Below are 23,562 nucleotides of genomic sequence, written 5' to 3'. Positions count from 1 at the left end.
CACTCATCGCCGGCGTCGGCCCGCGCCCGCAGCACCGCCAGCGCCTCCTCCACCCGCCCCTGCTCGGCCAGCAGCTCGGCCAACCGGCGCGCGGCCCACCCGTCGCCGGCGTCGGCCCGCATCCACAGCTCCTCCACCCGCCCCTGCTCCACCAGCAAGTCGACCAACCGGCGCGCGGCCCACTCATCGTCGGCGTCGGCCCGCGCCCGCAGCACCGCCAGCGCCTCCTCCACCCGCCCCTGCTCGACCAGCAGCTCGGCCAACCGGCGTGCGGCCGACCCGTTGCCGGCGTCGGCAGCATCGCGGAGGAGGGGTTCGGCGTACCGGTAGAGCAGCCGGTTCATGGCGGCGCTTCCGGCGCGGTACTGGTCATCGGGCTGCGTGGGGTGGTCACAGAGGGCTTGCCAGCAGCTGGCCGGCAACTTAACCATGCGGCGCCGGGCTCCGGCGTGCTGTTGGAGGTAGTCGGCGACCTGGTAGCCGGCGGCCTGACCCATCTGCATGGTGTCCGTAGCAACAGGGGCGAGGGCGGCGGTGGCGCCGTGCAGGGTTTCCGTGGCGTAGGCCATGGCTGCCTCGAACCAGTTCGCAGGGGCGGCGGCCCGTTGGTGGGAGGTGCAGTAACCGGGGGCGGCCGCCCGCAACAGCTCAGCGCTAAGCGGGGAGCGCACGCCCAGGCGGGTGGCGTCGATCGCGGCGTTAAGCACCGCGGCGGCATACGGGCCGGCCCCCTGCCAGCGGGCGATCAGGTGTGGCGCGGCGGCGATCACCTGCGTCAGCCCGTAGTCGGCCGACTCCAGCGCCAGAGCGATACGGGCGTCCCCCGCCTCGGCCGCTGCACGCGCTCGTTCCCGCTCGGCGGGGGTGAAGTCGGCGTCCAGGTGCACGACGTCGGCCAGGCCCAGCAGCTCCCGCTCGGCCGCGTAGGGGTCCGCCTGACCGGGCTGAGGCAGAGCGGTAAAGGCGTGGTAGCGGTCGGGCCAGATGGTGGCCACCAGCACTGCTCCAGCCTGCAGCAACGCCCGTACGGTGCCGGCGTCCAGTCCGGTGGGGCCGCCCAGGTGGTTCTGCAGTTCGTCCAGCCACACCACTAGGTGGGGTGGGGCCTGCTCGGCGGCCTGGCGGACTTGCTCGGGTCCGGTGGGGTACAGCAGCCACCAGGTCGGCACCACCGCACGGAGGGCCTCGTAGGCGCAGCGGGTCTTGCCCACTGACGACCCTCCGACGATCACGACCAGGCCGCCGTGTTCGGCCGCCCGCCCGATCAGGGCCCGCACTCCCTCCGAGCCGGTGTCGGTGTCCCGCGGCACGTAGACGGGAAGTTCCCCCACGGCTCCGGGGGCGTCGATCGGGGCGTGCACGCCCAGCCGCCGCGGACGCGCCGCCGCGACCCGTACCAGCCCGGGCAGCCTCGGCGGCGCCGGCGATAGGGCCCGCTCACGCGCCTGCCGCCATGCTTCCCACTCCGGTCGCGGCACCGCGCAGGCCCGCAGGAACAACTCCAGCGTCTCCACCGTGCACCGCCCCTTGGTCAGCAGATCGCTGAGGGTGCTGGACGGCAACTTCTCCGGCCGGACCGCCCGATCCAGATCTCCGTACGAGCGCCCGGCCCGCAGCGCCCCCAGTGCGGCCGTGAACTGCCCCAAGCCGTGCACGCTGTCCGGACTCATCACGGGAGCGTGACCTCCTGCCGGGCCATCTGAGTGCCGTCCCGCTTCACCCTCACCGTTCGGTTGGTGGTCAGGCTGGCCGGCGGGAATCGGGGAACCGGTCGGGGGGTGGACAGGCATCTGCGGGCGCTCCTGCGGCGTAATGGGCGGATAGGTGGGTGCGAGGGTCCGGCCCGGGTACCGGACAGCTCCGGACCCCCGATCCCCGAACCGCCATGCACCATCCCTCACCAGGTCAGCTTGTCTCATCTTGGGCGGGCGTGCCCGGGGATTTGTCCGCCTGCTCCGAATCTGCTGCCGGACCCCGACCACCCCAGCTGCCATGTCTTCACCGGGGTGGCACCGGCCACCCAAACCCCCTCGAAGGGAGACCCTCCGTCATGCAGCAGCTCACCGCCTGGGTCCCGCTGGCCGTCAGCGCACTCAACCTGGCCACCGCCCTGATCGGCTGGACCGCCACCCGCCCCCGCCGACCCCGCAGCCACGCCCCGGCAGCAGACGCGGCCTCCTCCCCGACACCCGCCGAGCATGCATGAGACCGGCGACATCGGATAGAGCGTGCGGCCGGTGTCGCCCCGGACCGGCCGCAGAGCTGTAGCCAGGGGCGCACCGGTCAGGCGCGCGAGCGTCCGCCCTTAAGGGCGGACGCCCTTGATCTCGTACAGAACACCGGGGGTGGCAGGACCGCCGGCGGCCCGCTTGGGACTCCCGATCGCCAGGCATTCGAACGGCGTTCGAACAGCCGTCGACGAGGCGGCGCCCGAGCGGGGCCCGGTTCCAAGGATCAGCCCGAGCGTGAGGCGCTTCCCCCTCTCCAACATCCTTTGAGGCGGTCGGGGGCCCGCTGTCCGGGAGGGCGATAGCGCGGCCGCCCGACAGTCTGGGCGGCGTGCTGGCTTGCTCAGCACGAGTGCCGCCGGCTCTCGACCTGTGCCGCACAGATCAGCTGATAGGCCGTCCACATTCTGAGACGATCCGGGACGCGCTGCCGTCGGGTAGGGCAGCATCTGCGTGTCGGGTTGCTGCACTGCCGGGTCCGCTTCCCCTCGGGGGCGTACGGCCGGCGCCGCCGGATGGCCCGGTGGAGAAGGGACTGAAACGGCATGGAGCCGACCCGTCGTGAGGGTGATCGCTTCCAGAAGGTCCGCCTGGTGTTGGCGGCCGTCAGATTCGCCGCCTGGCTGGTGTGGGTCTTCTGGTTCGGCGATCACTAGGGCGCCCGGATAGGGCGCCGGGCCTCCTACCGGCCACGCTTGGACGCCTGGGCAGGTAGGAGGCCCGTCACTGTCGAGATTACGGTGTACGGTTCGCGGTGCCGAGGGAAAGCGGTTCTTCCTCTCCCTGATTTGTGGTCCTTCCCTTCCAGCGGGGCAATCGCCGTCCCTGCGGTGGGACGCACCTCTCCTGGAGCATCCCGCAAACGGTCGGTATGTGTCACTTGAAATCACTACGAACCGAACTCAATAGGTAACCCACCGCTACTTTGTGGCTCGCCGTAGCTATAGGAGTTCCGGGTCGTCTGCGGCGGCTCGCAGGGTCAGGGGCGGCGCAGGTCCTCGGCGACCGCGCGCTGCGCCTGCTCGACCAGCTGGGTCACCTCGACGGAATCGAACGACGACGGCGTACGGGCCAGGTCGGCGGCGGCGGCCTGCTCGACCCGCTCGGCGGGCTCGGCCCGGTCGCGGACCCGGTCACTGGTCTATGTCCATGACCAGGGCGGCGGCCTGCGGGCCGCTCGCCGACCTCGCCGCGGCGGCCCAAATCGTCTGCCGCGGGATACGCGATTCACGGCGCACCAGCTCGGCCCGGCGAGCTGCCCGGTCCTGCACCAGCCGCGCAACGTATTCGGCGTCACGCCGAGCGCGCGAACCGCCTGCTCGACGATCGCCCGCATGTCGAACGGCCAGGACGGGACCGGGGGTGCGGCCCGCCGGCGGGTGCTGCTGCCGGGCGCCGAGCTGGTTGAGTAGGGGCCGCACCGACCGGGCCAGGTGAGAGGGCAGCATGTCAGCGAGGGCGTACGGATCGGCCGTCTCGTCGTCGTCGGCGAGCAGGGCGGCGAGCGCACCCGGCCCGAGCTCGGCGACCATTGCGGCTAGCGGGTCGGCCGGCGGCTGCTGCGGGGGCGCGTCTGGGCCTTCGCCCGCTCACTTACGCTTCGGGCGGCCGAGATGCCGCCCGAGGACCGAAGCAGCGGCTCTTCGCCGATCATGCCATCGGTTCAGCCGCCGACGTGCGTGCGCCTTCGAGCACACCGGTTTCAGGCCCGTGCCGGGCACACGTCGCGGTAGGGGGCTTCCGGGATGAGGCGGCCCCACTCCGCGCGGGTTAGAGTGGTGCGCACCCGGGCGCACAGCGCCGCAACGGCTCGCTCGGGGTCGGTGGGAAAGTCCGAGAACCAGGCTTCTTCCCTATCGTCCCGTCCCGTCGTGTAGAGGGCCGACCCATCGGGGGCGAAGGTCATGTCCCTGTCGAGGGCGGACATTAAGCCGCCGAGGGTGGTCAGCACGGGCCCAAGTTGCCGCCGGGTCGCGGTGTCCCAGATGCGTACGCCGTCGACAGCGGAGACGGCGAGCAGCCCACCCTTGGTGGAGAACTCGAGCGAGTTGACGCCGCCCGTGTGACCGGGCAGGCTCAAACCGGTTTTTGTCAAAGTGTTCGCGTCCCAGAAGGTCACCCGTCCATCCACACCGCCGGTGGCGATCAGTTTGCCGTCGGGACTGAACGCTAGGTCGAGCATCCGATCCGATTCCGGGCCGAACCGGCCGGGCAGCAGCTTCCCCGACCGTAAGTCGAGGACGCGTCCGGGGAAGGTGCTCAGCGCCAGAAGACGTCCCCCCGGCTGAAACGCCATGAGCCCGGCCGAACTGGTGCCGGCATCGATTTTGGCCGTGTGCAGCAGGCGCCCGGATGCGACGTCATAAAGCAGCACCGTCTGGCGGCCCGAGTCGTTCCCGAACTCGCCCATCACTGCCAGCATGGTCCCGTCGGGACTGATCGTCATTCCGTAGAGGAAATTGTTCCAATCGCCCTCGGGGGGGCGGCCGGGCAGCGTCACGGTGACCTCGCCGGCCGCGCTGACAATGGTGAGGCGAGCGCCTCTCTGCACGGCGATCGTCCGCCCGCGTGGCCCAACCTCGAGGCTGTCGAAACCGGCCGGCACGCTCCCCATGGCCTTGAGAGTGCGGGGGTCCAGCAGCTTGGTCGCGGTGCCGTTCTCGGAAAGCAGGACCGACCCGTCACCGTTCATGTACGCGCCCTGAACCTTCAGCGGATGAGTGAGTGTCCGGAGGCCCAGCGTCAGTACGGCTCCCCCGTCCGCCAGGAGCCGGAGCGACCCGGCGTCGGCGTCAAATCCGAAATCGAAGATGTTCTCGTACGCGGGCCGGTAGACCAAGAGCGGAAGATGGTCGTACGTGCGCCAGATGTGTAATGACCTCTCACTATCGAATCCCGCGAGGAAGCGCCCGTCGGAACTGAAACGCAGCGTTTGGACACTGCCTCCGTCGTAGGTGTCGTTGCCGTTCTGGTCCTGGACGATGCTGCCGTCCGCGAGGTCCCACAGCCGGGGTCCGCCGCCGTGGTCACGTCCAAGGGCCAAGTATCGACCGTCCGGGCTGAAGGCGATGCCCAGGGTTTCGGTGTCCGTCTCGGTGCTGAACGATTCCTTTCCCAAGGTGAAGAGCCTTCTTCCGGCCATCAGGTCCCAAACGACAGTGTCTTGGTTCAAGCCCATGTAAGCCGCGAGGCGATCGTCCGGACTGACCGCGAATAGCCTCCGGCTCGATTCCGCATGGTGGATCAGGGCCTGCCTCGCCACGTCCCATGCTTCGAGCACGTAGTCGTAGGGCTCGACCTGACCCTTGTCGACAATTAGCCACTTCCCCTTTTGGCTGAACCGCACTGACTTGATCTCCGACCCGAACTCCTCGCCGACTCGTCGGCCTGATCCGGCGTCGTAGAGCCGCACACGACCCTTCTTGGTGACGAGTGCCAGTGTGCGGCCGTCCGGGCTGAGCGCGAAGGTATTGAAAGACACCCCCGTCGCCGACGCCCGGCCTGCCGGCGTCGCGATGCCCGAATCGGGGATGTCGAGCGTTCGCACTCGCCTGCCCGAGGCGGCGTCCCAGATGCCGCCGCCGCTGGCGCCGAACGCGACCACTGTCGTGGCGTTGCGCCGGAACTCGTACCCGGCAGCGTTGGCGGGGATGGTGACGACCGATCGCTCCACCTGGTCCAGCGCCGCGTAGAGGCTGCCTTGGGCAGCCGGGACGTGGGCGATCCGCCATGAGGCGACGCTCAGCAGCATGGCCCTGACAGGATCGGTATGGCGCAGGCTGTCCGCTCGCGCGGCGACGAGGGGGGCGAGGGCGAGGTCACGCTGCGCCTCGGCTACGGCGGTCTGCTCGTTCGCCGTACGTCGTCGAGCTTCGGCGAGACCCGCCGCCGCCAGGGCGATGATCAGGAGTGTCACGAGGCTCGCCGTGATCACTGCGCGCAGGCGATTGCGGCGGGCGGTCTGCTTCAAACTCGCGCCGAGGAACGCCCGTTGCACCTCATTGAGCGCGAACTCGCGTCGTGAGTGGCCAGCCTCCCAGCGCCTGGCTGCCTCGACGGCGGCGTCGAGACGAGTGCCCTGGTAAAGGAAGGCAGCGTCGCGACCATGCCGGAGCCACGTGCCGGCATCGCCATCGAGCTGCTGCAGTGCCAGCAGGGTGGCGCGATCGGCTTCGACCCAGGAGCGCAACTGGGGCCAGCCGCGGATAAGGGCCTCGTGTGTAATCTCCACCGCGTCCTCGTCCACTGTGACCAGACGGGCCCGGACGAAGTGGTCGAGGATCTGCCGGACGTCGGGATGGTCCGGTGCACCGGCCGACGGGATCAGGTCGGCGAGCGGCACTCTCCTTCTGGTGTCCTGCGTGTCTTCGCCAACCCGGATGAGGCGGGGTAGGAGCCATCGCGCGGTGTGGCGGCTCGCTGGGTCGAGACCTGCCAGCACAGCATCGGCGGTCTGCGCGAGCGATCGCGCGATTCCGCCGCTTGCGCGGTATCCGGCCAGGGTCAGCGTCCGGCCCTCGCGCTGGTGCCAGGTAGCGAGCAGGGCGTGGGACAGCAGCGGCAGAACGCCTCCGGCAGCGCCTGCCGCTTGCGCTCCGGTCCCGAGGTCGTCGAGGAGGAGATCCACCAAGCCGTCCTGAAGGGCGAGCCCGGCGAGCGCGGCCGGGCTTTCGATGGCTTCGCGGAGCTGCGCCGTGGTCATCGGGCCAACGACCACGGGGTGGTCAAGGGCAGCCAGGAGCTCCGGGTGATCCGTGCAGTGCGCGTAGAAATCCGCTCGGACCGCGAGGACGACCACTGCAGGCGCGGGGCGGGCGAGATCGCAGGACGCCTCCTGCAGTGCCCGGATGAAGATCCGGCGCTGGTTCTCGTCCGGGCACGCGGTGAAGATCTCCTCGAACTGATCGATGATGATGATCGGGCGCACCGCTTTGGGGCGCCGATGAGCAAGAATTCGTCTCAGGGCAGCGGGATCGGCTTCGATCTGTCCCCGTAGGTGTTCCCGAGGCAGGCCGGCGATACTGGAGAACCGTGCCGCGAGCACGCCAACAGGGTCGTCACCCGGAGTGAAGACCATGAAACCGGCGCCGGGTTCGCCTCGGCCTGATGCTCGAGACAGCGAGGGGATGAGACCAGCGCGCAGCAGTGAAGACTTTCCCGACCCCGACGGTCCGATCACGATAAGTGGCCCTGTGCGTGACGGTGCGTGCAGCACCCGGCGGATCAAGCTCGCGGTGAGGTTCGTACGCCCGAAGAAGAAGTCGGCATCCTCCGGGCCGAAGGCGGCCAAACCCCGGTAAGGGCTGAAATCCCCTGTCCCCTCCTGGCTACGCCGCACCGGCTTTGGAACGTTCCGATAGGCGGCGTTGGAGACCAGCGGCTGCTGGTCGGCGTAGTCGGCTGCCTGGCGCCGAGGTCGCGGAAGACCGCGTTCCGTAAGCGTGCGGGCCAGTGACCGGTATAAGTGATCCAAAGTCAACAACGGCGGCGCGGCGGGATCCCCCGCCATGAGCAGGGTGATGAGGGCACCGGAGAAGGCAGTGTGTCGCTGACCCTCCGGCGCCCAGGCCGCCTCGTCCCTGCTCGTGGAGGTGAGCACGTACATTCCCCGCTGAGCGGTGTCGAAGGCTTCGTCGACGTCCGCGCGCACGGTGCTCCCCTGCGCGCGTCCGGAGAAACAGCAATCAAGGACGACGAGCACCAACTGCGCCGGGCAATCGGCTAAGACCTCACGCACGATCGAGTACGGCACAGCCTGGTGGCTTGCAATCCCCTGGGTCAAATCGATAGTGGAACGCGTCGCCAGATGAAGTTCGTTGCGCGCACTGACCAGGCCGTGGCCCACGTAATAGACGACAAGGACATCTCGCGCCCGCTGCGCTGCCCGGACGAGGGCGGTCCCAAACTCTGCCGGATCGGCGGGATCGATCAGCGTCGAGAGGTTGGACGGATCCAGTCCAGCACGATCGACAAGGCAGGCCGCGAGATCGCCGACCGTTGCCGCAACGGAGGGAACATGGGTCAATCGGGACCCGGCTGCATAGGTGCCCGATCCCACGAGCAGAACCTCAGCGCCCGGTGAGGCAAGCAACAGAGGAGGATGCCTAGTCGTCGTCATCGGCACCGGCGTCCTTCAACGCTCGGACGAGATGCGCGGTCAGCGCCTGCGTTCCGGCGAGATCCAATGCCTTCACGCCCTTGGCCGTCACCTCCACCCGGGTCTCGCCTTCGCCTCTGGTCAGGGTCACGCCGATCTCACCACCACGGGTTCTCAACCACGCGATCAGCACGCTCGCCAGCGACGCCACCGCCCCTCCCGCACCGAGCGCGACCTGCAGACCGTCCGCCATCGGACCGAGGGCGCCGGGTGGCCCGGCGACTTCCCTGATGCGAACGCGTCCACGCAGCTCGGGCTCGTCACTGAGCCATGAGTAGAGGTCACGAATCTGGTCCGAACGGTCCTCGGCTGCTATGGCCACCAATACGTGCAAGACGACACCCCATGGGTTCATGAATTCCCGGACGCGTCTCAGCCGAGCGTGATCTCACATGCTCCGCTCGGCGGATGTGCGCCAGAGTCGCTCAAATACCTGTAAAAGCGATTCCTCGTCGTGTTGGTCGCATTGTCTGAGTGGATATCCGGACCGGCTTGGCGGCCGTTACAGCGAGGTTGTCTGTTGCGGACGGGGCAGATGCGACGATGCCGATGGCGAGAGGCGCCATCGGCATCGCGGGCGACCGCTGGAAGGGGCCAGTCTTCGGAGCGGGCGGTGACCGCGCCGACCTCCTTACCGGAATGCCGTCCGTGTGCGGGGCCTCTGGCTCCGCTGCCGGGGGCCGGGGCGGGCGGGCGCGGCACAACGTCGGGTGCATCAGCGCGGCAACCAGGTCGACGAGCCCGGAGACCCGCATGAACGGGGCGACTGCCGCGGCCACCAGCGCGGCGTGCACCTTGGACATGTACGCGTTGCCGAGTCTGAACTGGAGCGTCCGCCGCCCCTCGACGCACGGGGCATCTGAGTCGGTGGCGACCGAGATCTCCCGCGCGGCGCTGCGGTGTGCTATCGCGGCCCGCCTCGCTCCAGGTGCTCGCGCAGCGTCACGACCTCCAGCGCGACCACCGTCACGCGCTGCCCGTAGACGGGGGTTGCAGTTGCACACCCCATAACCAGTAGGCCCTCGGAAAATCGGGCGAGCCGCTTCGTGCTTGCCCGACATCCCCTACGCCCGCCCCCGCGCACCCCCTCGTCGTCTCTACGCCCGCTTCCAGTGCCACCGTCGGTCGCTCGTGTAGTACGAGCACCGGTACCGCTTGCTGGTGACCTTGGCGTACCCGTACTTCCCGTGCGCTGTCGCCGGGCAGTAAGCACCGGGGGTGATGCAGTTCCAGTGGTTGCCGACCCGCTTGTAGCAGCTCGCCGCCGCACTGGCCGAGCCGACAGCTGTGGCACCGGCCGGAGCCGCGAGGGCGACGAGGGCGGAGGCGACGAGCGCACCCGCGACGAGGACACGACGGAGCATCAGCTCTCCCGTGGTTGGGGGACATTGACCGGTGAGAGGACGGTTGTGCGGCGCCAAGGGTTTGCCGCTGACGGCACGAGAGTTGTGATCCCTGGTACGCCTCCGATCAAGACCGATACCGTGTCGCCGGTCATGTCAGGTCCCAGGACCGGCGCGACGGATCCGCTCGTGTAGCGGGTGCCACTCTGGCTAGATGATCTGTTGTTTGTGACACCATGGCCTCGATCGGTCGGAGCGTGACCGTGTCCAGATCGCCGACCTGCTTAGCCTCAGCCTGTATAACCGGACGGTTCGCCAGCCTGACGGGCCCGGTCTGTCGATGGCACTACCTGCGGTTCTCGCTCGGGAATCTGCTCGGTGCCGTCACTTGGCGCCTCTCGCGACGAGCCGGAAATTTTTCGAAACCCCCAAAACCGACGCTGCCGCTGCTCCCGCGTCATGTTCACCAGCCATTCGGCCAGAAGATCGTCGGCGCTCATCCCCACGCCCGCCATCCTGCCCCGCCGGTCATCGAGGTCGCCACCGATGTCCACAGGGTCACTCCACACCACACACCTGACCATCGCCTTTCTCGGCAAGCGGCTCACGCTGCACGTTGCGGGGCCCGTGACAGAGCTGCCATCAGGTGTTGCCGGGCGAGGGCTGCCCCGGCAGCCGCGTCCCCTCGGCACGTCCGCGCTTCCGCGAGCGCGGTCGTCCGCGCGGTCTGCTCACAACGGATCCGTCTCCGGTACGCCTCGCGGACCTGCGACGGCAGCGGGCTGGACAACCGGATGCCTTCGCCGTCTGGAGAGGAATCCGGGGTGAGCCATGCATGGACCCGCCACCGGACCCAGCCCGGCACGAAGCGCGGTGCCGCCGCCAGCGGCCACGCTCCGCCGCCCGGTTGGTGGTGCAGGACGTGGCGCACGTCGTCGACGGTGGCACCGAGCTGGAACAGCCTACGCAGCAGCGACCGCAGGTGCCGTGCGGACATCTTCCGCAGGATCGGGTCCTCGGCTCGCAGCCGCTCGCACGCCGCCAGCATCTCCGCCTTGGTGCCCGGCGTTGCGGCGGCTGGCCAGGCAGCCACGGGCGCCGCGGGAGCGGGCGTCTCGCGCGCGCGCACGTCTGGGAAAGTTTCTTCACCTACATCAACCACGTGAGGCTTGGGGGTCCGAGTTAGCTCCACAGGCAGTGTTTCCGCAGGCCAGGGAGCGTCTCGCCAGTCGTCCACAGTGGGGGCGGAAGCGCGGGCGCGAAACTCCTCGCCGTCGCCCTGGTCGTCCTCGTCCAGGGCCTGCGCCAGGTCGGCCGGCACTGTCAGTACGTAGGTGGCGGCCTCGTTGCCGCGGCCGTCGTCGAGCGCGCCGCGCAAGGTGCCCGGGCGGAACCGCGGTGTGGTGCCGGGTGTGACGCGCACGAGCAGCCCTCGCTCGAGCAGCCACGCCAGGCGGTCGGCCAGCGTCGAGCGTGACACTCCGGCCTCTGCGGCCATGACCGCCCACGTCGCGCCCTTCTTCGGGGCGGTGACCATGTTCCGGCCGGTGCGCGTGGCGAGCTGCCATACGACGGCCATCAGGCCGCGCCGCCAGTCGGCGCGTCGCGAGGCCGTGTCGGGGTGTGACTCCACGGCGCGGTGCCATTCGGCCCTCGATCGTGCGCACACCAGATGCGCGGGGATCGGCTCGGAAGAGTCAAGCCGTTCCCGGGCAACGTTCAAGAAGGGGTCGGACACGCCGAAAACGGGCGTGACTGGCCGACCCGGTGACCCGTGTTCTATTCTGGGCTCCAGACGTCACGGACACCCGGCCAGGCGCGCGAAAGCTGGCCAGCCGACTCGGGCCGGGCCGGGATGTCTGCTCTATGGGAGAGGGCTCCGCGCAAGGTTTCTCAGGCCAATCAGCGCGGGGCTCTCTGCTTTTGTGAGGAGTACGCCGACCTGCGGCGTTATCTGTTCTCCTTCACTGTCTCCTTCCGTGCGGCCGCCCTAGGGTTAGGCCGCCACTCCCGTCTTCGTCGCGGCAGGGACCAGTTCCAGGCCGGGGATCGGCGCCCGCTGCGGTGCCGCGCTCGGTACCGCGACGTATGCGGGAACTTCTATGCCGTGCTTCCGGCAGAGGAAGGCGACCACATAGGCGTCGAAGTTCTTCCAGCCTTCGGTCTTCAGCCGCCGCTTGATCTCGGCGTGTAGAGGCTCGGGGAAGCGGATCGTCTGTGCTCTGCGCTCCGTTGCGTCCGGTTGCGCCGCGACATCGGATCTTGGTTCGGCAGCCACCAGGTCGGCGATGCCGGGGATGCCGGGGATGCCGGGTGCCGTCATCGACACGCTCGGAAGCGTCAGGTAGGACGGAATGTCGATGCCGTGCTCCCGGCACAGGAGGGCGACGACGTAGTCCCCGAAATCCTTCCAGCCTTCGGCCGGCATGCGGCGCTTGATCTCAGCGTCCAGGGATCCCGGGAAGCGGATCGTCTGCGGCGTCCTCTTCCCCCTGTGCGGCTGCGGCATCTCAGCTCCTTCTCCCGCCCGTGCTACTACCACCCATGTAATTCGGATCAGTTCTACCGGAACCTGGTTCGCGAGGCGAGCAAGACGGCTGTGATTTTCCGGCGTGTCGTAGCGTGGTGACGCGGAGTGTCGCTGCCCGGGGTGTCGCCCCTCCCGGCTGACCTGCGGCTCCTGCTCTTTGGCGCTGGCGTGTGCCTGTGGCAGCGCAGGTCGTTGGCTGTTTGCTCGCGGTTCCGCCTTGGGGGGCGATGGCCGGGCTTATACGGCCTGAGCGTCGCGGGGGCGGCCCGTGTGGTTGTGTGGTCCGGGCTTGTCATGGGGTTCAGAAGGCCGTGGGGGCGTTGCTCGGTCCGTGACAGCCGGTCCCCCGCTGTGCTGCTCTCTACCCCCTGCAGTCGACGCTGCAGGGATTCTGCGGCCTGTTGTTGGAGCGGTTACGGTGTGGGGCACGCTCCCCTACTCGACCTTCCGGACGGTTCCTTACCGCGGATCCGGCTGCGCGATCTACTTTGTAAAGCCCCGCTAAGGTGAAGGCAGTGGACAACCGGCGCATCTGCGCGGCGCCGCTGGGGGCCGGGGTTTGGGCACCGATGGGTAATCCTGGGTTCGAGTGTCCGGTATACGGGGGGAGGGAGAGGCCCGGATAACGGGCCTCTCATGAAGGTGTTGTGCGATGGCCGCGCCTTTACAGCGTAGATTCCTTTGCTCGCGTTATCGGGAGCTCTCGTTTCCCCACAACGATCAGCTCACTCCGTGAGAATGGGGGACCAAACAAAACCTCCACCCCTTGCGAGATCCCAGTGACCCTGTCAGAAGACGAGCGGCACCCCCTTCAATCCGTGATGGAGCATGCTCCCGCTTGGCTGGCGCGTGCGCTGGAAGTACCTCTGGGTTGTGTGCTCTTCGCTGCCCGGCCGAACGTCGACAAGAAGATCATCATCGACCTCGCGAGCGCTATAGGCGAGCTCCGCTTCACTTTCAAAGAGCGGGTGAACGAACCAGAGCTGCGGGCCAGGCTAGCCGAGATTGCCAACCTTGCTCAGAACGCCACAGCGGAAGCTAGTCGACCTGCGATACGTGCCTGGGAGGCCCGGATTGCAGCACTGGCACGAGGACTGGCTGTGGAAAGGGAGGCCTACCTTGACCCGATGCCTGACCTCTACGGCCTTCCGCGCAGGGCACCTGCCCCTGATCACTACTTTCAGCAGGCGCAGGAACAGACTCGAGAAGCGCTCTCTGAGCTGGAAAGCCCTCTGACCATGGATGTCGGTCATCCGGACGGCATGTATCAGAAGCAGTCTCTACCTGTCCTCCTGTACCTCGAGAATACAGAGGACTATCCAGAGGTAGTCGCTGCGCTAAAAGGTATGGTGGAGGCCTACGACGGCTCCGACATTGAAGCATCTCCCGGAATCTGGGGCAGCGTCTTCCAGCGTCTTCGGATGTGGCTGCGGGGTGAGGACGGCAAGCTACTGCAGGCGCAAATCCAGAGAGCAGCCGAACTGCGCCTAGTCGATGAGAGCCAAGCAACGGTTGATGACCAGGAGGCCGCCGCGGCGGCCAAGCTCATCGCCGCCTTCGAGAAGATCGAAAGCGGAACGGCGATCGTCGGGTCCCTTCTACTCGTCAAGGCGAATGGCCGCGTCGACATCCGTAACCTGACCCCCCAGGAGATCACATACTTGAAGCGGCACCCAGGGCTCATCCGTAACCCGGAGGGCGTCATGCAAGCACTGCAGGAGGCTCCCGGGGGGGAGCCGCCCGCCGTCCGGCCGCCAAACCGCCCCGACGAGCTGAACGAGGCTGGCGGGCCGTTCGCGATCGGCTAGCGTCTGGCCAGACCACGGCGTCACAGGCGCGACTCCGGCCCCGTCAGAACCCGTGCGCCCTTGGCGGCCGCGAGTACGATACTGGCAGCCGCACCTCCCAGTGGCCGCGCCCGTCCTTTCCATTCATCGTCGGCCGCCCGCCGCCTCCGCCGGCCTTGGGCGGCCGACACCGGCCCGTCCCGCTTAAAACCCCGCGACCCCGCGGGACCATGGACGGTCGTGACCTTGTAGACGCTATAGCGGCCTGCCCCTGCTCCGAGCGGGTCATCGGGCTGCGCGTGCACGGCGCGGAGGACGCGCAGCGCGCACTTACCCTGCACCTGCGGGGGTCGGCTGCACGGGCGGCGCATAAGCGCGCTCACCCTGCCTGTCCCCGGGCGCTACCGCCGAAGGTGCACCGGCCCGACGCTCACCCCACCGTCGGGGACCCTGGCGCAGGTCCTCGCGACGGCGGAGGACGAAGTCCTCGGGAGAGGCTGTGGTCCAAGCAGCGGGAGATCACGACCGCGCTGCCGGAGTACGAGGTTGACATCCGGGCCGAGACCGACCCCCCTCGACGCGGACCGGATCGTGCCCGCCACCCAGTGGGTGGGTGGCCGAAGCCCGCGAGGCGGTCGGGCCGCTGTTCGTGAGCACCGCACACCATGCCGCCGACCGGGCCGCCGCCGCGGTGGCCGCCGCGGCGGGCACGGCGGCCACCGCCGGGAGTGGTGGGCGACCAGGCGGTCTGGGTGTGGCGGGCCCGCGACGACCAGCACAAGGCACTCGACCGTCAGGCGCAGCGCAGTCGGGCGTCCACCCGAGACGCAGGAGAGCCTCCTGAACATCGCGGGCGAGACGCTCGCCCACGGTCACCAGGGAGATCGTCTTGACGCCGTTGACCGCTCATCCCCGTGGGCTTGCCGGAGCTCATGTGGCCGTCAGCGGGTATAGGCCACCCGGGAATACGGCGAGCTGCACCGGCAGAACGCGATCCTGGCCGAGCACCTGCCCGACCTGCTGTCCCGGCTCGGCAAGCCGTTGTGGTGGTACGTGCGCTACCGCAACCCCGACCAGAACCCTGCGCCTGCGGGTCGCCCTCCCCATGCCGGTGCCTTCGGCGAGGTCGCCCGTACGGTGACCGCCTGGGCGGCAGGGCCTGCTGCGCGAGCTGGTGTACCCCACCTTCTACCCGAGACCGGCCGCCTGGGGATCAAACCCGGCGGCTGGAGACCGACGACAACGGCGCCTACACCCTCGCCGTCAGCGTCTCGGTCAGCGGCAAGAAGCAGGTGTGGCACATGCGGGTCGTCGACACCTCAGCCATACAGCAGGACGCCTACCTCGTCGCGTCCTTCGGGTACGGCTGAAAGCTCTTCGACAGGCAGTCGGTGGCTGTCTCGATCAGCACCGCGACGGGCGCTCATGCTGGGGTGATGGACGAGCTGTGGCGGGCGCTGCGCGGCGCGCCCGGCCTGGTCGAGTATGCAGACGCGCTGACGCGGCTGAACCGCGCCCCTGGGTTGGTCGGCATCCGGCAGTGGTTCTGGCTGGACGGCGCGGGGGGCATGGTGTGCGATCGCCCGGAGTCGCTAGTCCGGGGTAATTTCGCCCAGTCCTCCCAGTTATTGCGGGTTTGCCGTATGGGAATTCCCTGCGACAGGCCCGTTTCGTGTGAATACGATGGGCACCGATCTCGAACGGATGAGCGCATTGCTCAACGTATGGAGGGCCGGTGTGTCGGATGCCATGTGTCACCGACGGGTGCAAGAACCCGGTCAAGATCAAAGCGCGTGGCCTCTGCCGTCTCTGCTATGAGAGGGCTTGGAGGGCTGGACTTCTCAAAACCGAGGTCGCGCGGGGACGAGCCCCCACCGGAAGAACCTGCTCTGAGGAAGGCTGCGAGAACAAGCACAAGGCGTACGGCTTCTGTCGCAAGCATCTGATTCAGGCGCGGAAGGACGGCCGTGCGCCTGCCAGTCTCTGCGACTTCCCTGATTGTGGTCGTGTCCGGCACACGGACGAGTGCGGCTACTGTCTCACACACTACCGTCAGTGGAAGAAGGACAAACCTCTCACCCCCATAAGAGAGAGGCAGGCCAGGGAGGGCGTCTGCCCAGGCCCAGAGTGTGATCTTCCCGTCCACACTGGTGGCTTCTGTTCCGGGCACTACTGGCAAAACAAGATGGGGCGACCCCTGACGGTCATCCAGCGCGAGGACAACCGTGACAAGCCCTGTGTGATGTGCCAATCCTTCGGTGACATCCGCCCTTCCTACACTATGGACGGGCTGTGCCGTACGCATGCGCGCCGCCGCTCTGAGGGTGCCCCCTTAGACAGGATCCCGGAGAAGGCACCGGATGGGGCGGGCCACATCGACAAGAACGGGTACCGCCACGTCACGGTGAACGGGCGACGTCAGTTCGAGCACCGCGTCATTACCGAGGGGGTTCTCGGCCGCCCGCTGTGGTCGGACGAGGAGATTCACCACGTCAACGGGAACCGCGCGGACAACCGGGTGGACGGGCCGTTCAAGGTGGATGAGCGAGGTCGCCTCCGTTCAGGAAACCTGGAGATTTGGTCCAGCAATCAGCCGCGAGGCCAGGAGATCGGCCCGAAGCTGGAGTGGGCGGTCGAACTGCTGACGACCTACGGCGAGTTCGACGCCGATCGCCTACGCGCCGTGCTCGCTGTGCACGGCAGCGCGGAGGAACGGCGGCGGTACAGCAGACTGCGATCGGCGTGAGACGGGAGCCGCACCGAACCGGTGCGGCTCTCACACCCCCTCGTCGCGGGGCAACCAGCCCAACTCGGCGATGAGGTGAGACGTTCGGTCGCGCTGCCGATACTCGGCCATTACGACGGCATCTGTTGTGTTCGACGTCGGCCAGGCAGCCGCCATATACCGGGATGGGGCGACCTTCAAGGAGTTCGCCAGCGAATACGGGATGTCGAAGGACAAGGTGCGCGGCCGTGATCGCTGCGGGGGTGATATAGCGTCCCCACGCTTTGAGCACGACCGTGCACCGGCGTGGCCGGGGCGTCAGTCAGGGGCAGGCGGACGGGCCCGGAGCGCGGTCGGCGGCTCCGGGGCCGTCGCCGGTTTCACACGGCTGAGTCGTTGACGTCCGGCAGCTCCGCCTCCAGCCTGTCGAGGAAGCGGTTGATGATCTCCGCGATGAGGTATCCGACGAGACCGTGCCGGGCGTGCTCGCGTAGGTCGCCCTCGAGGTCGGTCATCGCTTCCTTCACCGCAGGGTGCACGGTCGTCGATCGGGACGGCGCCTCGATGCCATCGCTGGCCTGCCGGCGGGCCCGTGCCCACTCGACACATACATCGAGGTCCGCCGGCGTCATCACCGCCAGGGCGGCGTTCCACACGTGGTTGGTGCCGAGCCCTCGCCTTCTCAGCATCTTGCGGAGTCGGTTCATCGCCCGCACCGACCGCCGGTGCAGGTCCTCGGGGAGACGGATGGAGAACTTAGCCCACCGCTCGTCCCCCTCGGAAGCGAGGAGATACGACGCGGCAACCGCGCGACCCGCCTGCCCGAGAGTCACTCCCGACGATGCGGACGCGGGCGTCCGCGGCAACTCCAGAATGGCGCGCGCCGACGGCATGCGGGAGACGGCACCGCGAGACACCGGGCGGGTACGAGGCCTTTCCGCCACTTCCCGCTCGGGCTCGGGCTTCTCCTGTTCGTAGTCCTCATCATGCTCGGGACCGGCATCGCCAAGCTCCTGCGCCGGAGCTGTGACGGCGGGACGTTCCTCTGCCACCGGGGGGCGCTCCTGCAGCGGGGGGTCTGCCTGCACGGGGGCAGGCGTGGGCACAGTCTCCGGGACGGGCGCCGGCACGGATACGACCGTCGCGGCGGCCTGCTCGGCAGGAGGCTCCTCGGTGACAGGCGCCACCGGGACGGCGGCCGCGGTAGCCGTCGCCTCGGCAGGAGCGGGCGCCTTCGCCGGGGAATCCTGTTTCGCGGGCTCCTCGAGTTTCGACGCCACAGCAGCAGACGGCACTGAGGGAGGTGCCGGCTCGATCGCGGGCTCGGGGGCCGGAGCAGGCGCGGGCTCCTCGGCGGGTTCAGCGGCCCGGCCGAATCCCGTGATCGGCTTGGGCTTCAACCGGCTGTTCGCCACTCTCACACCTCCCGAATGATCGGCATGCGCAGGTCGGCAGGCCACGCCTGCTTCCACGCCTGCTTCACCTCACCCGCACGCGGATGGCCGATCGCCTCCAGGAGCTGGATGGCCACCCCTTCGGCGACCTGGCACACCTTCCGCGCAGGCTCGCGATCCGAGCTGGAGGTCAGGAAGGCCGACAAGGGGGCTTCCGCGTTTTGCGACTTGTCGACCACTGTGTAGTTGGGCACCCGGCCCTTCCAGACGTCGACCTCGTACGGTGAGCCCTCCCGCTGCTGCTCGGCGTCGACCTCTGCCATCAGGTGGCGCTGCGTCTGCGACCGCTCGGTGTACTCGTTGAACACCAGACCGAGCACGTCGAGCTCGTCATGCTTGTAGCTCTCCCGGATGTCGTCGACCAGCAGCAGCGTCTCCGGGATGGCCTCCACACCGAACCGCTGCGCCTGGGTCACGAGCAGCGCGCGATACGCGGCCTTGGCTGCCATGATCGAGATCAGGGAGCCACCGGGTGGGGTGTCGATGAGTACGACGTCCCACTTGGCGTTGGGAGCGATGCCACCCTTCTCCGACGGAAGCAGCAGTGCGTTCGCCAGCTTCTCCAGATCGTTCGGCCGCCATGTCGCGGCCGCCACCTCCAGTGCCCGGTAGGAAGGGATGACGCCGATCCTGCCGACCCTTCCCGGGAACAGCGGGCCTCCACGGTGGAACGGCTCGTCCGGGTCATAACCCCAGTCGACAATCTGGATCGCGTCGTCCGCCACACCCTCCGTGTCCGCCTCGATCACTTCAAGGACTGTGGGCTCGGTGGGCGTCATGATTGGCTTCTTGCCGAGCTTCGTCTCTCCGGTCTGCTCCAGCACCACCTTGTGGCCCAGGCCGATCGAGCTATTGCCCTGCGGGTCGAGGTCGACAACCAGGACGTGGAGCCCGAACCGAGCCAGGGCATCCGCGAGCAGCAACGTCAGCGTGGTCTTACCAGCGCCACCCTTACGCATCATCAGCGCGACGACGTTGGCGACCGACTTGATGTCATGGGCAAGCCAGGTGGACGTATCCGCATGCCCTTCGGGGAGAGCGGCTTCCGGTACCGGTGTGACCGACATGCCAAGGATCCTGCCTTCCGGTTGAGACATAGGGTGCGTCGCTCGTCAAGGAGCATGACCGCAGGGGACATGCTAGAGGTCCCCTTAGAGCTTTAGTGGGATTTCCGGCGGGCGTGGCGCTTCCGCTCCGCTTGCGCGACAGTGAGACATACCGACTGTGCGAACGTGTGATTGTGTGAAACACGCATGGTCTGAGCTGGGGACTTAGCCGTTCCGTTACCTACTTCCACACTGTTGGGCGCCTGGGCCGGTCCCATGACGCCCCGCCCGCTCGCTTGCGTGACTGTGGGACAGGCCGACTGTGCGAACGTGTGATTGTGTGAAAGGCATATGGTCTGATCTGCAGAGTTAACCGTTCCGTTACCCATTGCCATGCTGCCAGGTATCTGGATCGGTTCCGCGCTGCCCCGTCTGCTCGCATGCGGCCATGGTCGCAGCGGTGGATACACGTCCGGCAGTAGGCGGCAGAGCGTAGGCGCAGGCGAGGACGACTGTCGGAACCCTGCCCAGTTCTCTTCCCATCCGCCCATCTCGGGCGACACCGAGCAAGCGAGGACGCATGTCTTTCAGATCGGGTCCCTGAAAGGATCGGCCCCCTGGCGACATCCTCTCCGAGGTCCTCACCACTAGCCAGGTGGAGGGCTGCCCCGGCGTCGCGCACTGAAGAATCACTGGCCCCCCACGCGGATCCCTCGCATGAAACCAGCCTCCTAGTGGGATCCTGCGAGATGCCTGCCTGCCGCATCTCCCATGCTTAGAGGCATCCGTCAGCTGAGAGGAACTACGGCAGGTAGCCGTAGAACTCGCTGCCAGGCAGGGGAAACAGAACGCAGGTCCGCGCGCCATCGGGGTCCTTGTAGGGCCGCGCTGAGGCCGAGAATCAGTCGTAGGGGGCCGGGGGACCTCGCCGCATTCCCGTATCCCCGCAGGAGGCGCACAGGGAAGCAACAGGAGGCCCGCTCCCCCGCTCAAGCCGTCGCGGAGGAATGCCCACCGATCCCTTACTGAGCACTTCCGATGGCCGGGAGAAGGGGATGGCAGCGAGTCCGCGCGACCGAGATGACAGGTGACGCCTCTTCCCCACACTGCATTTGACCCCCTTGCAAGCAGGAGCAGGCGCAGGCGTAAAGATAGAATTTACGCATGCCCGCACGTCGCATCCCCACCATCAGCCGGGAGGAGATGGAGGCGGCTCGAGACGCGATCGTGGAGCGACCAGGGAGCCCCTACGGGCACCGCCATCTGCAAAGAGCGGCGGATGACCCTCTCGAACTCGCTCAGTTCATTGCGGAACAGCATGAGGTCAATCCACGCCAGACACTGGGGGTCGACGTCCTGGACGCGCTCACCCTGCTCACCTATGCGCGACGCTCGATCCCCGCCCTTCCCGCTCACCTCGACAGCCTGGAGCTGCGACTCCTGCGAGCAGGCGGTGCCACTCATCCCCCTGTGACACTTCGGGCGCTGGGGGAACGCGTGGGGTTGTCTACGAGACAGGCCACCCGGGCACGCATCCTCTCGCTCGCGGATGCCGAGAATCACCGCAAGCACCCCGATGATGGCGATTTGCACGTACTCGGGTCGCGGTTTTCCGATCAGGAAGCTCAGTGGATGAACCAGCACGGGGAGCAACTTCTGCGGCTCACATCCCATCTTGTGGACGCGCGCGATCGGGTGACTGGCGATCTTTCCTTCGAGCTCGAGCAGCTCGGGCAGACCATCGCAGGCATCGGCTTGCCGCCCAGCGGTCCTCACGACTACAAGCGTTTGACTATCGCCGCCGCCCGGCTGCGGGTCATGGTTCTTCCCGAGCTGTACGCTCCCGAGCAGCAGGAGTTCCGTGACAGCCTCGGGCCTTGGGTCGGAACCCTGGCAAGACTCGCCGAAGATCACCAGAGTGTCGCCTGGCAAAGCCGCTGAGCGAGAGGAGCCTCCGATAGGGCCGCCGCGCTGCCCCGCATTCCTTCACGGGCTTGTTCCTCATGAGCCTGATGTCTCTCACGGTGACCGGCGAGGGCGCGCCGGGGTCGCGGGACGTGCAGATCGGCGGCCGGCACCGGGCAGCTGGTGGGTGGGCTGGGCGATAACGGCGTGATGGCCGGCGGCCACCGGCAGCCCCATCCCACCCCACGCTCGACGGGCCCCGATCGGGGCGGTGGGGCGGGGGACAAGATCGAGGCGTGGGAGGGCCGCCCTGGCCCGCCACGCGGGACGGATCCGCGTGCTGATCGACGAGCTGCATGTCCCGTGGGCGGCACCGCCGCGGCGACCTGGCCGAAGACCGGTGGCCCCGTCGGGGAGGCGCCGTTCTCCGCACGCACCCCTCGTAGCGCGTCCGATCAGCGCTTGAGGGCTCGGTATCGTCTGAGCAGAGCGGTGATCTTCTCGTAGTCCGCGCCGCCGTTCAGTTCGTCCAGAAGGTCGTCGGGGCACAGCTCGTAGAGATCTCCCCACCATCGGCGGGCTTTGTTGTCCCAGATGCGATAACCGCCTGGCACCCCCCGTGCCACGTACCGTCTCCTACTCACTGTGCGTCTCCGAGCTTTTGGAGTCCGGCGTGTAGCCGCAGCGCTGGGGGCTGCATTCCGCCGTGTGGTCTCGGTCCCAAAGGTAGGTGTCTCGTTCGGTCGCCCGAGCGAGGTGCACCAGGCGGCGCTGCCGCGTGCGGGGGAGGGTGGAGGGCAGTGCGGTGAAGGTTTCGGGGAGTACGGCGACCGAGCTGCTGACCTGCTCGCCGTCGGCCATGCGCAGCAGCGTCCGGCATTGCCACCAGCGGATCTTCCCATCGGGGTCAGGCCAGTAGTAGTCAGCTGGATCCGGCACCAGGTAGTGGGCACTTTCCGGATCGAGGTGGGCTCGCAGCCACGGGCCGCCCGCGCCGAGGCCGAGCCGAAGCGTTGCGGCTTCGTCGTGGATCGCGCACATGGCATCAGCGTCCAGCGCCTTGAGAACGCGTGCCTGCCGGGGAAGTGGCGGGCGCCCGGCCGGGGTTCGCACGGGCCAGCGCTGCAGCACCCCGAATCGTTGCCGCAGACCGAGGCGTGGCGGGCCCTTACGGGGAGTCGGAAGCGGAGGCGGGGGCGTCCAGCGAAATCCGGCCTGATCGAGTTGCTCCAGGATCCATGTGCGCCCTTCCGGGCTGGCGGTGTTCCACGTCCAGCTCATGGGTCGTTCGGTCATCGCGCGCTCTCGGCTGCTCGTACGCGGGTTCGTGCGGGAGGCGGGCCCGGTGGACGGCCTGGCGATCCCTGGCATGTTGTGGCAGAGGTCGGCCAGTGACCTGATGCGATCGAGAACAGCGGCCGGCGAAGCCTCTTCCTCTTCGCGTCGGACCTTTCCGGCCAGGAATCGGATTTCGACGAATGCCATCGCTGCGAGGAATGCGGCTACCTCCCGGTCGTCGACCTCACCGGCCTCCTGGCTCCTGCGGCGGCTTCTCATGCCTGCCTCGCTGCAAGGGCGAGTTCGATCCGTCGCCGGGTGACATCGACGTGAACGATTTCCACGGCGAGGAGGTCGCCGATCTCGACGTCCCTGCCGGCGAGATCGGAGCTGGGTACGAGGCCCTCGAGACCGTTTGTCGGGTCGTCGACGCGGACGAAGGCGCCGAAGGGAAGAACCTTGGTGACCGGGCCGGTAACCGTGCGGCCGATCTGCTGCTGGATGCCGATCAGCGGGTCTTCCTGTAGCGCCCTGAGAGAGAGCGACACGCGCCCGCACTCGACATCGACGTCGAGGATTTCCGTCGTGACCTCCTGGCCGACGGTGACGACATCGGAAGGATGGTTGATGGGCCGCCACGACAGCTCAGGGACGTTGATCGTCGCGGTGAATGCACCGATGTCCACGAAGATCACGCCGAAGTCGGCGATCTCGGTGACCCTTCCTGTGATGATCTGACCCCGGCGAAGTGTTCGCAGGAAGTCCACTTCACGCTGGTTGAGGGCTGGGTTCGGCATCTCATTGCTCCCGGCGTACCCGATCTCGCCTTCGAAGCAGGCGACGGGCAGCGCTCCTACCTTAGCGATCATTCGGTCTGCCCATCATGCTGCCTGATCTTCCTGCCAGGCGCTCTGGCGCCCGCGTCTTGAGGGCGGTCGCGGTGTTCGGGTAGTTCCGTCACGTGCAGGGTGACGGAACTGGGGGATGGGACCGTGGCGACAGTGCAGAACTGGGACCTGGTCGCGGCCGTGCTCCTGCGCCGGATGGGGCCCGAGGCGGCCACCGACTTCCTGGCCTCCCCTGGGTGGCCGGAGATCCCGGCCGACCTG

15 protein-coding genes and 1 pseudogene are annotated in these 23,562 nt (G+C 67.9%); 3 read left to right on the top strand and 13 right to left on the bottom strand.

The window, feature by feature from the left end; genetic code table 11:
• From AAH991_RS36455 to AAH991_RS36420, 8 genes and pseudogenes are all read right to left on the bottom strand, one after another.
• Positions 1-1,670: pseudogene (locus tag AAH991_RS36455) on the bottom strand (hypothetical protein); the annotation flags it as partial.
• A 1,691-nt stretch (positions 1,671-3,361) separates the two neighbouring features.
• Positions 3,362-3,760 carry a hypothetical protein gene (locus AAH991_RS36450; RefSeq protein WP_346230506.1) on the bottom strand — a complete coding sequence of 133 codons (399 nt, stop codon included), beginning with the start codon at positions 3,758-3,760 and terminating at the stop codon, positions 3,362-3,364.
• A 170-nt stretch (positions 3,761-3,930) separates the two neighbouring features.
• Positions 3,931-8,286: a caspase, EACC1-associated type gene (locus AAH991_RS36445; RefSeq protein ID WP_346230505.1), complete on the bottom strand. Its 4,356-nt coding sequence runs from the start codon at positions 8,284-8,286 to the stop codon at positions 3,931-3,933.
• A 46-nt stretch (positions 8,287-8,332) separates the two neighbouring features.
• Positions 8,333-8,719 (bottom strand): effector-associated constant component EACC1, encoded by a 387-nt coding sequence (locus tag AAH991_RS36440; RefSeq protein ID WP_346230504.1) that lies wholly within the window; start codon positions 8,717-8,719, stop codon positions 8,333-8,335.
• A 763-nt stretch (positions 8,720-9,482) separates the two neighbouring features.
• Complete coding sequence (locus AAH991_RS36435) at positions 9,483-9,749, bottom strand: hypothetical protein (protein ID WP_346230503.1); 267 nt, start codon at positions 9,747-9,749, stop codon at positions 9,483-9,485.
• Positions 9,750-10,018: 269 nt separating this feature from the next.
• On the bottom strand, positions 10,019-10,282 hold the full coding sequence (locus AAH991_RS36430; protein ID WP_346230502.1) for a hypothetical protein: 264 nt from the start codon (positions 10,280-10,282) through the stop codon (positions 10,019-10,021).
• A gap of 50 nt (positions 10,283-10,332) precedes the next feature.
• A complete protein-coding gene (locus AAH991_RS36425) occupies positions 10,333-11,466 on the bottom strand; it encodes a hypothetical protein (RefSeq protein ID WP_346230501.1) in 1,134 nt (377 codons plus the stop codon).
• A gap of 258 nt (positions 11,467-11,724) precedes the next feature.
• Positions 11,725-12,237, bottom strand: coding sequence for a hypothetical protein (locus AAH991_RS36420; RefSeq protein ID WP_346230500.1), 513 nt, complete (start codon positions 12,235-12,237; stop codon positions 11,725-11,727).
• An 896-nt stretch (positions 12,238-13,133) separates the two neighbouring features.
• Between AAH991_RS36420 and AAH991_RS36415 the strand changes: the two genes are divergently transcribed.
• Positions 13,134-14,066, top strand: coding sequence for a hypothetical protein (locus AAH991_RS36415; protein WP_346230499.1), 933 nt, complete (start codon positions 13,134-13,136; stop codon positions 14,064-14,066).
• A 2,164-nt stretch (positions 14,067-16,230) separates the two neighbouring features.
• The gene (locus tag AAH991_RS36410; protein WP_346230498.1) at positions 16,231-16,791 is read left to right on the top strand and encodes a hypothetical protein; all 561 of its coding nucleotides are present in this window, start codon (positions 16,231-16,233) and stop codon (positions 16,789-16,791) included.
• A gap of 359 nt (positions 16,792-17,150) precedes the next feature.
• Here the strand turns inward: AAH991_RS36410 and AAH991_RS36405 are convergent, their stop codons facing one another.
• Together AAH991_RS36405 and AAH991_RS36400 are read right to left on the bottom strand one after the other, a co-directional pair.
• Positions 17,151-18,185, bottom strand: a complete 1,035-nt coding sequence (locus AAH991_RS36405) for a hypothetical protein (RefSeq protein WP_346230497.1) — start codon at positions 18,183-18,185, stop codon at positions 17,151-17,153.
• Positions 18,186-18,187: 2 nt separating this feature from the next.
• A complete protein-coding gene (locus AAH991_RS36400) occupies positions 18,188-19,291 on the bottom strand; it encodes an AAA family ATPase (protein WP_346230496.1) in 1,104 nt (367 codons plus the stop codon).
• Between the two features lie 1,143 nt (positions 19,292-20,434).
• Here AAH991_RS36400 and AAH991_RS36395 point away from each other — a divergent pair.
• Positions 20,435-21,211: a hypothetical protein gene (locus tag AAH991_RS36395; RefSeq protein WP_346230495.1), complete on the top strand. Its 777-nt coding sequence runs from the start codon at positions 20,435-20,437 to the stop codon at positions 21,209-21,211.
• A 419-nt stretch (positions 21,212-21,630) separates the two neighbouring features.
• Here AAH991_RS36395 and AAH991_RS36390 read toward each other — a convergent pair whose 3' ends face one another.
• The 3 genes from AAH991_RS36390 to AAH991_RS36380 are packed head-to-tail and all read right to left on the bottom strand — an operon-like array spanning position 21,631 to position 23,322.
• Positions 21,631-21,801 (bottom strand): hypothetical protein, encoded by a 171-nt coding sequence (locus tag AAH991_RS36390; protein ID WP_346230494.1) that lies wholly within the window; start codon positions 21,799-21,801, stop codon positions 21,631-21,633.
• Between the two features lie 10 nt (positions 21,802-21,811).
• Positions 21,812-22,732, bottom strand: coding sequence for a hypothetical protein (locus AAH991_RS36385; RefSeq protein WP_346230493.1), 921 nt, complete (start codon positions 22,730-22,732; stop codon positions 21,812-21,814).
• Positions 22,729-23,322, bottom strand: coding sequence for a S1 RNA-binding domain-containing protein (locus AAH991_RS36380; RefSeq protein WP_346230492.1), 594 nt, complete (start codon positions 23,320-23,322; stop codon positions 22,729-22,731). The genes AAH991_RS36385 and AAH991_RS36380 overlap by 4 nt, the downstream gene beginning before the upstream one ends.
• Between the last annotated feature and the right edge of the window lie 240 nt (positions 23,323-23,562).

Source organism: Microbispora sp. ZYX-F-249, assembly GCF_039649665.1.
Classification (GTDB): Bacteria; Actinomycetota; Actinomycetes; order Streptosporangiales; family Streptosporangiaceae; genus Microbispora; species Microbispora maris.
This window is presented reverse-complemented; position numbering and strand designations above follow the sequence as displayed.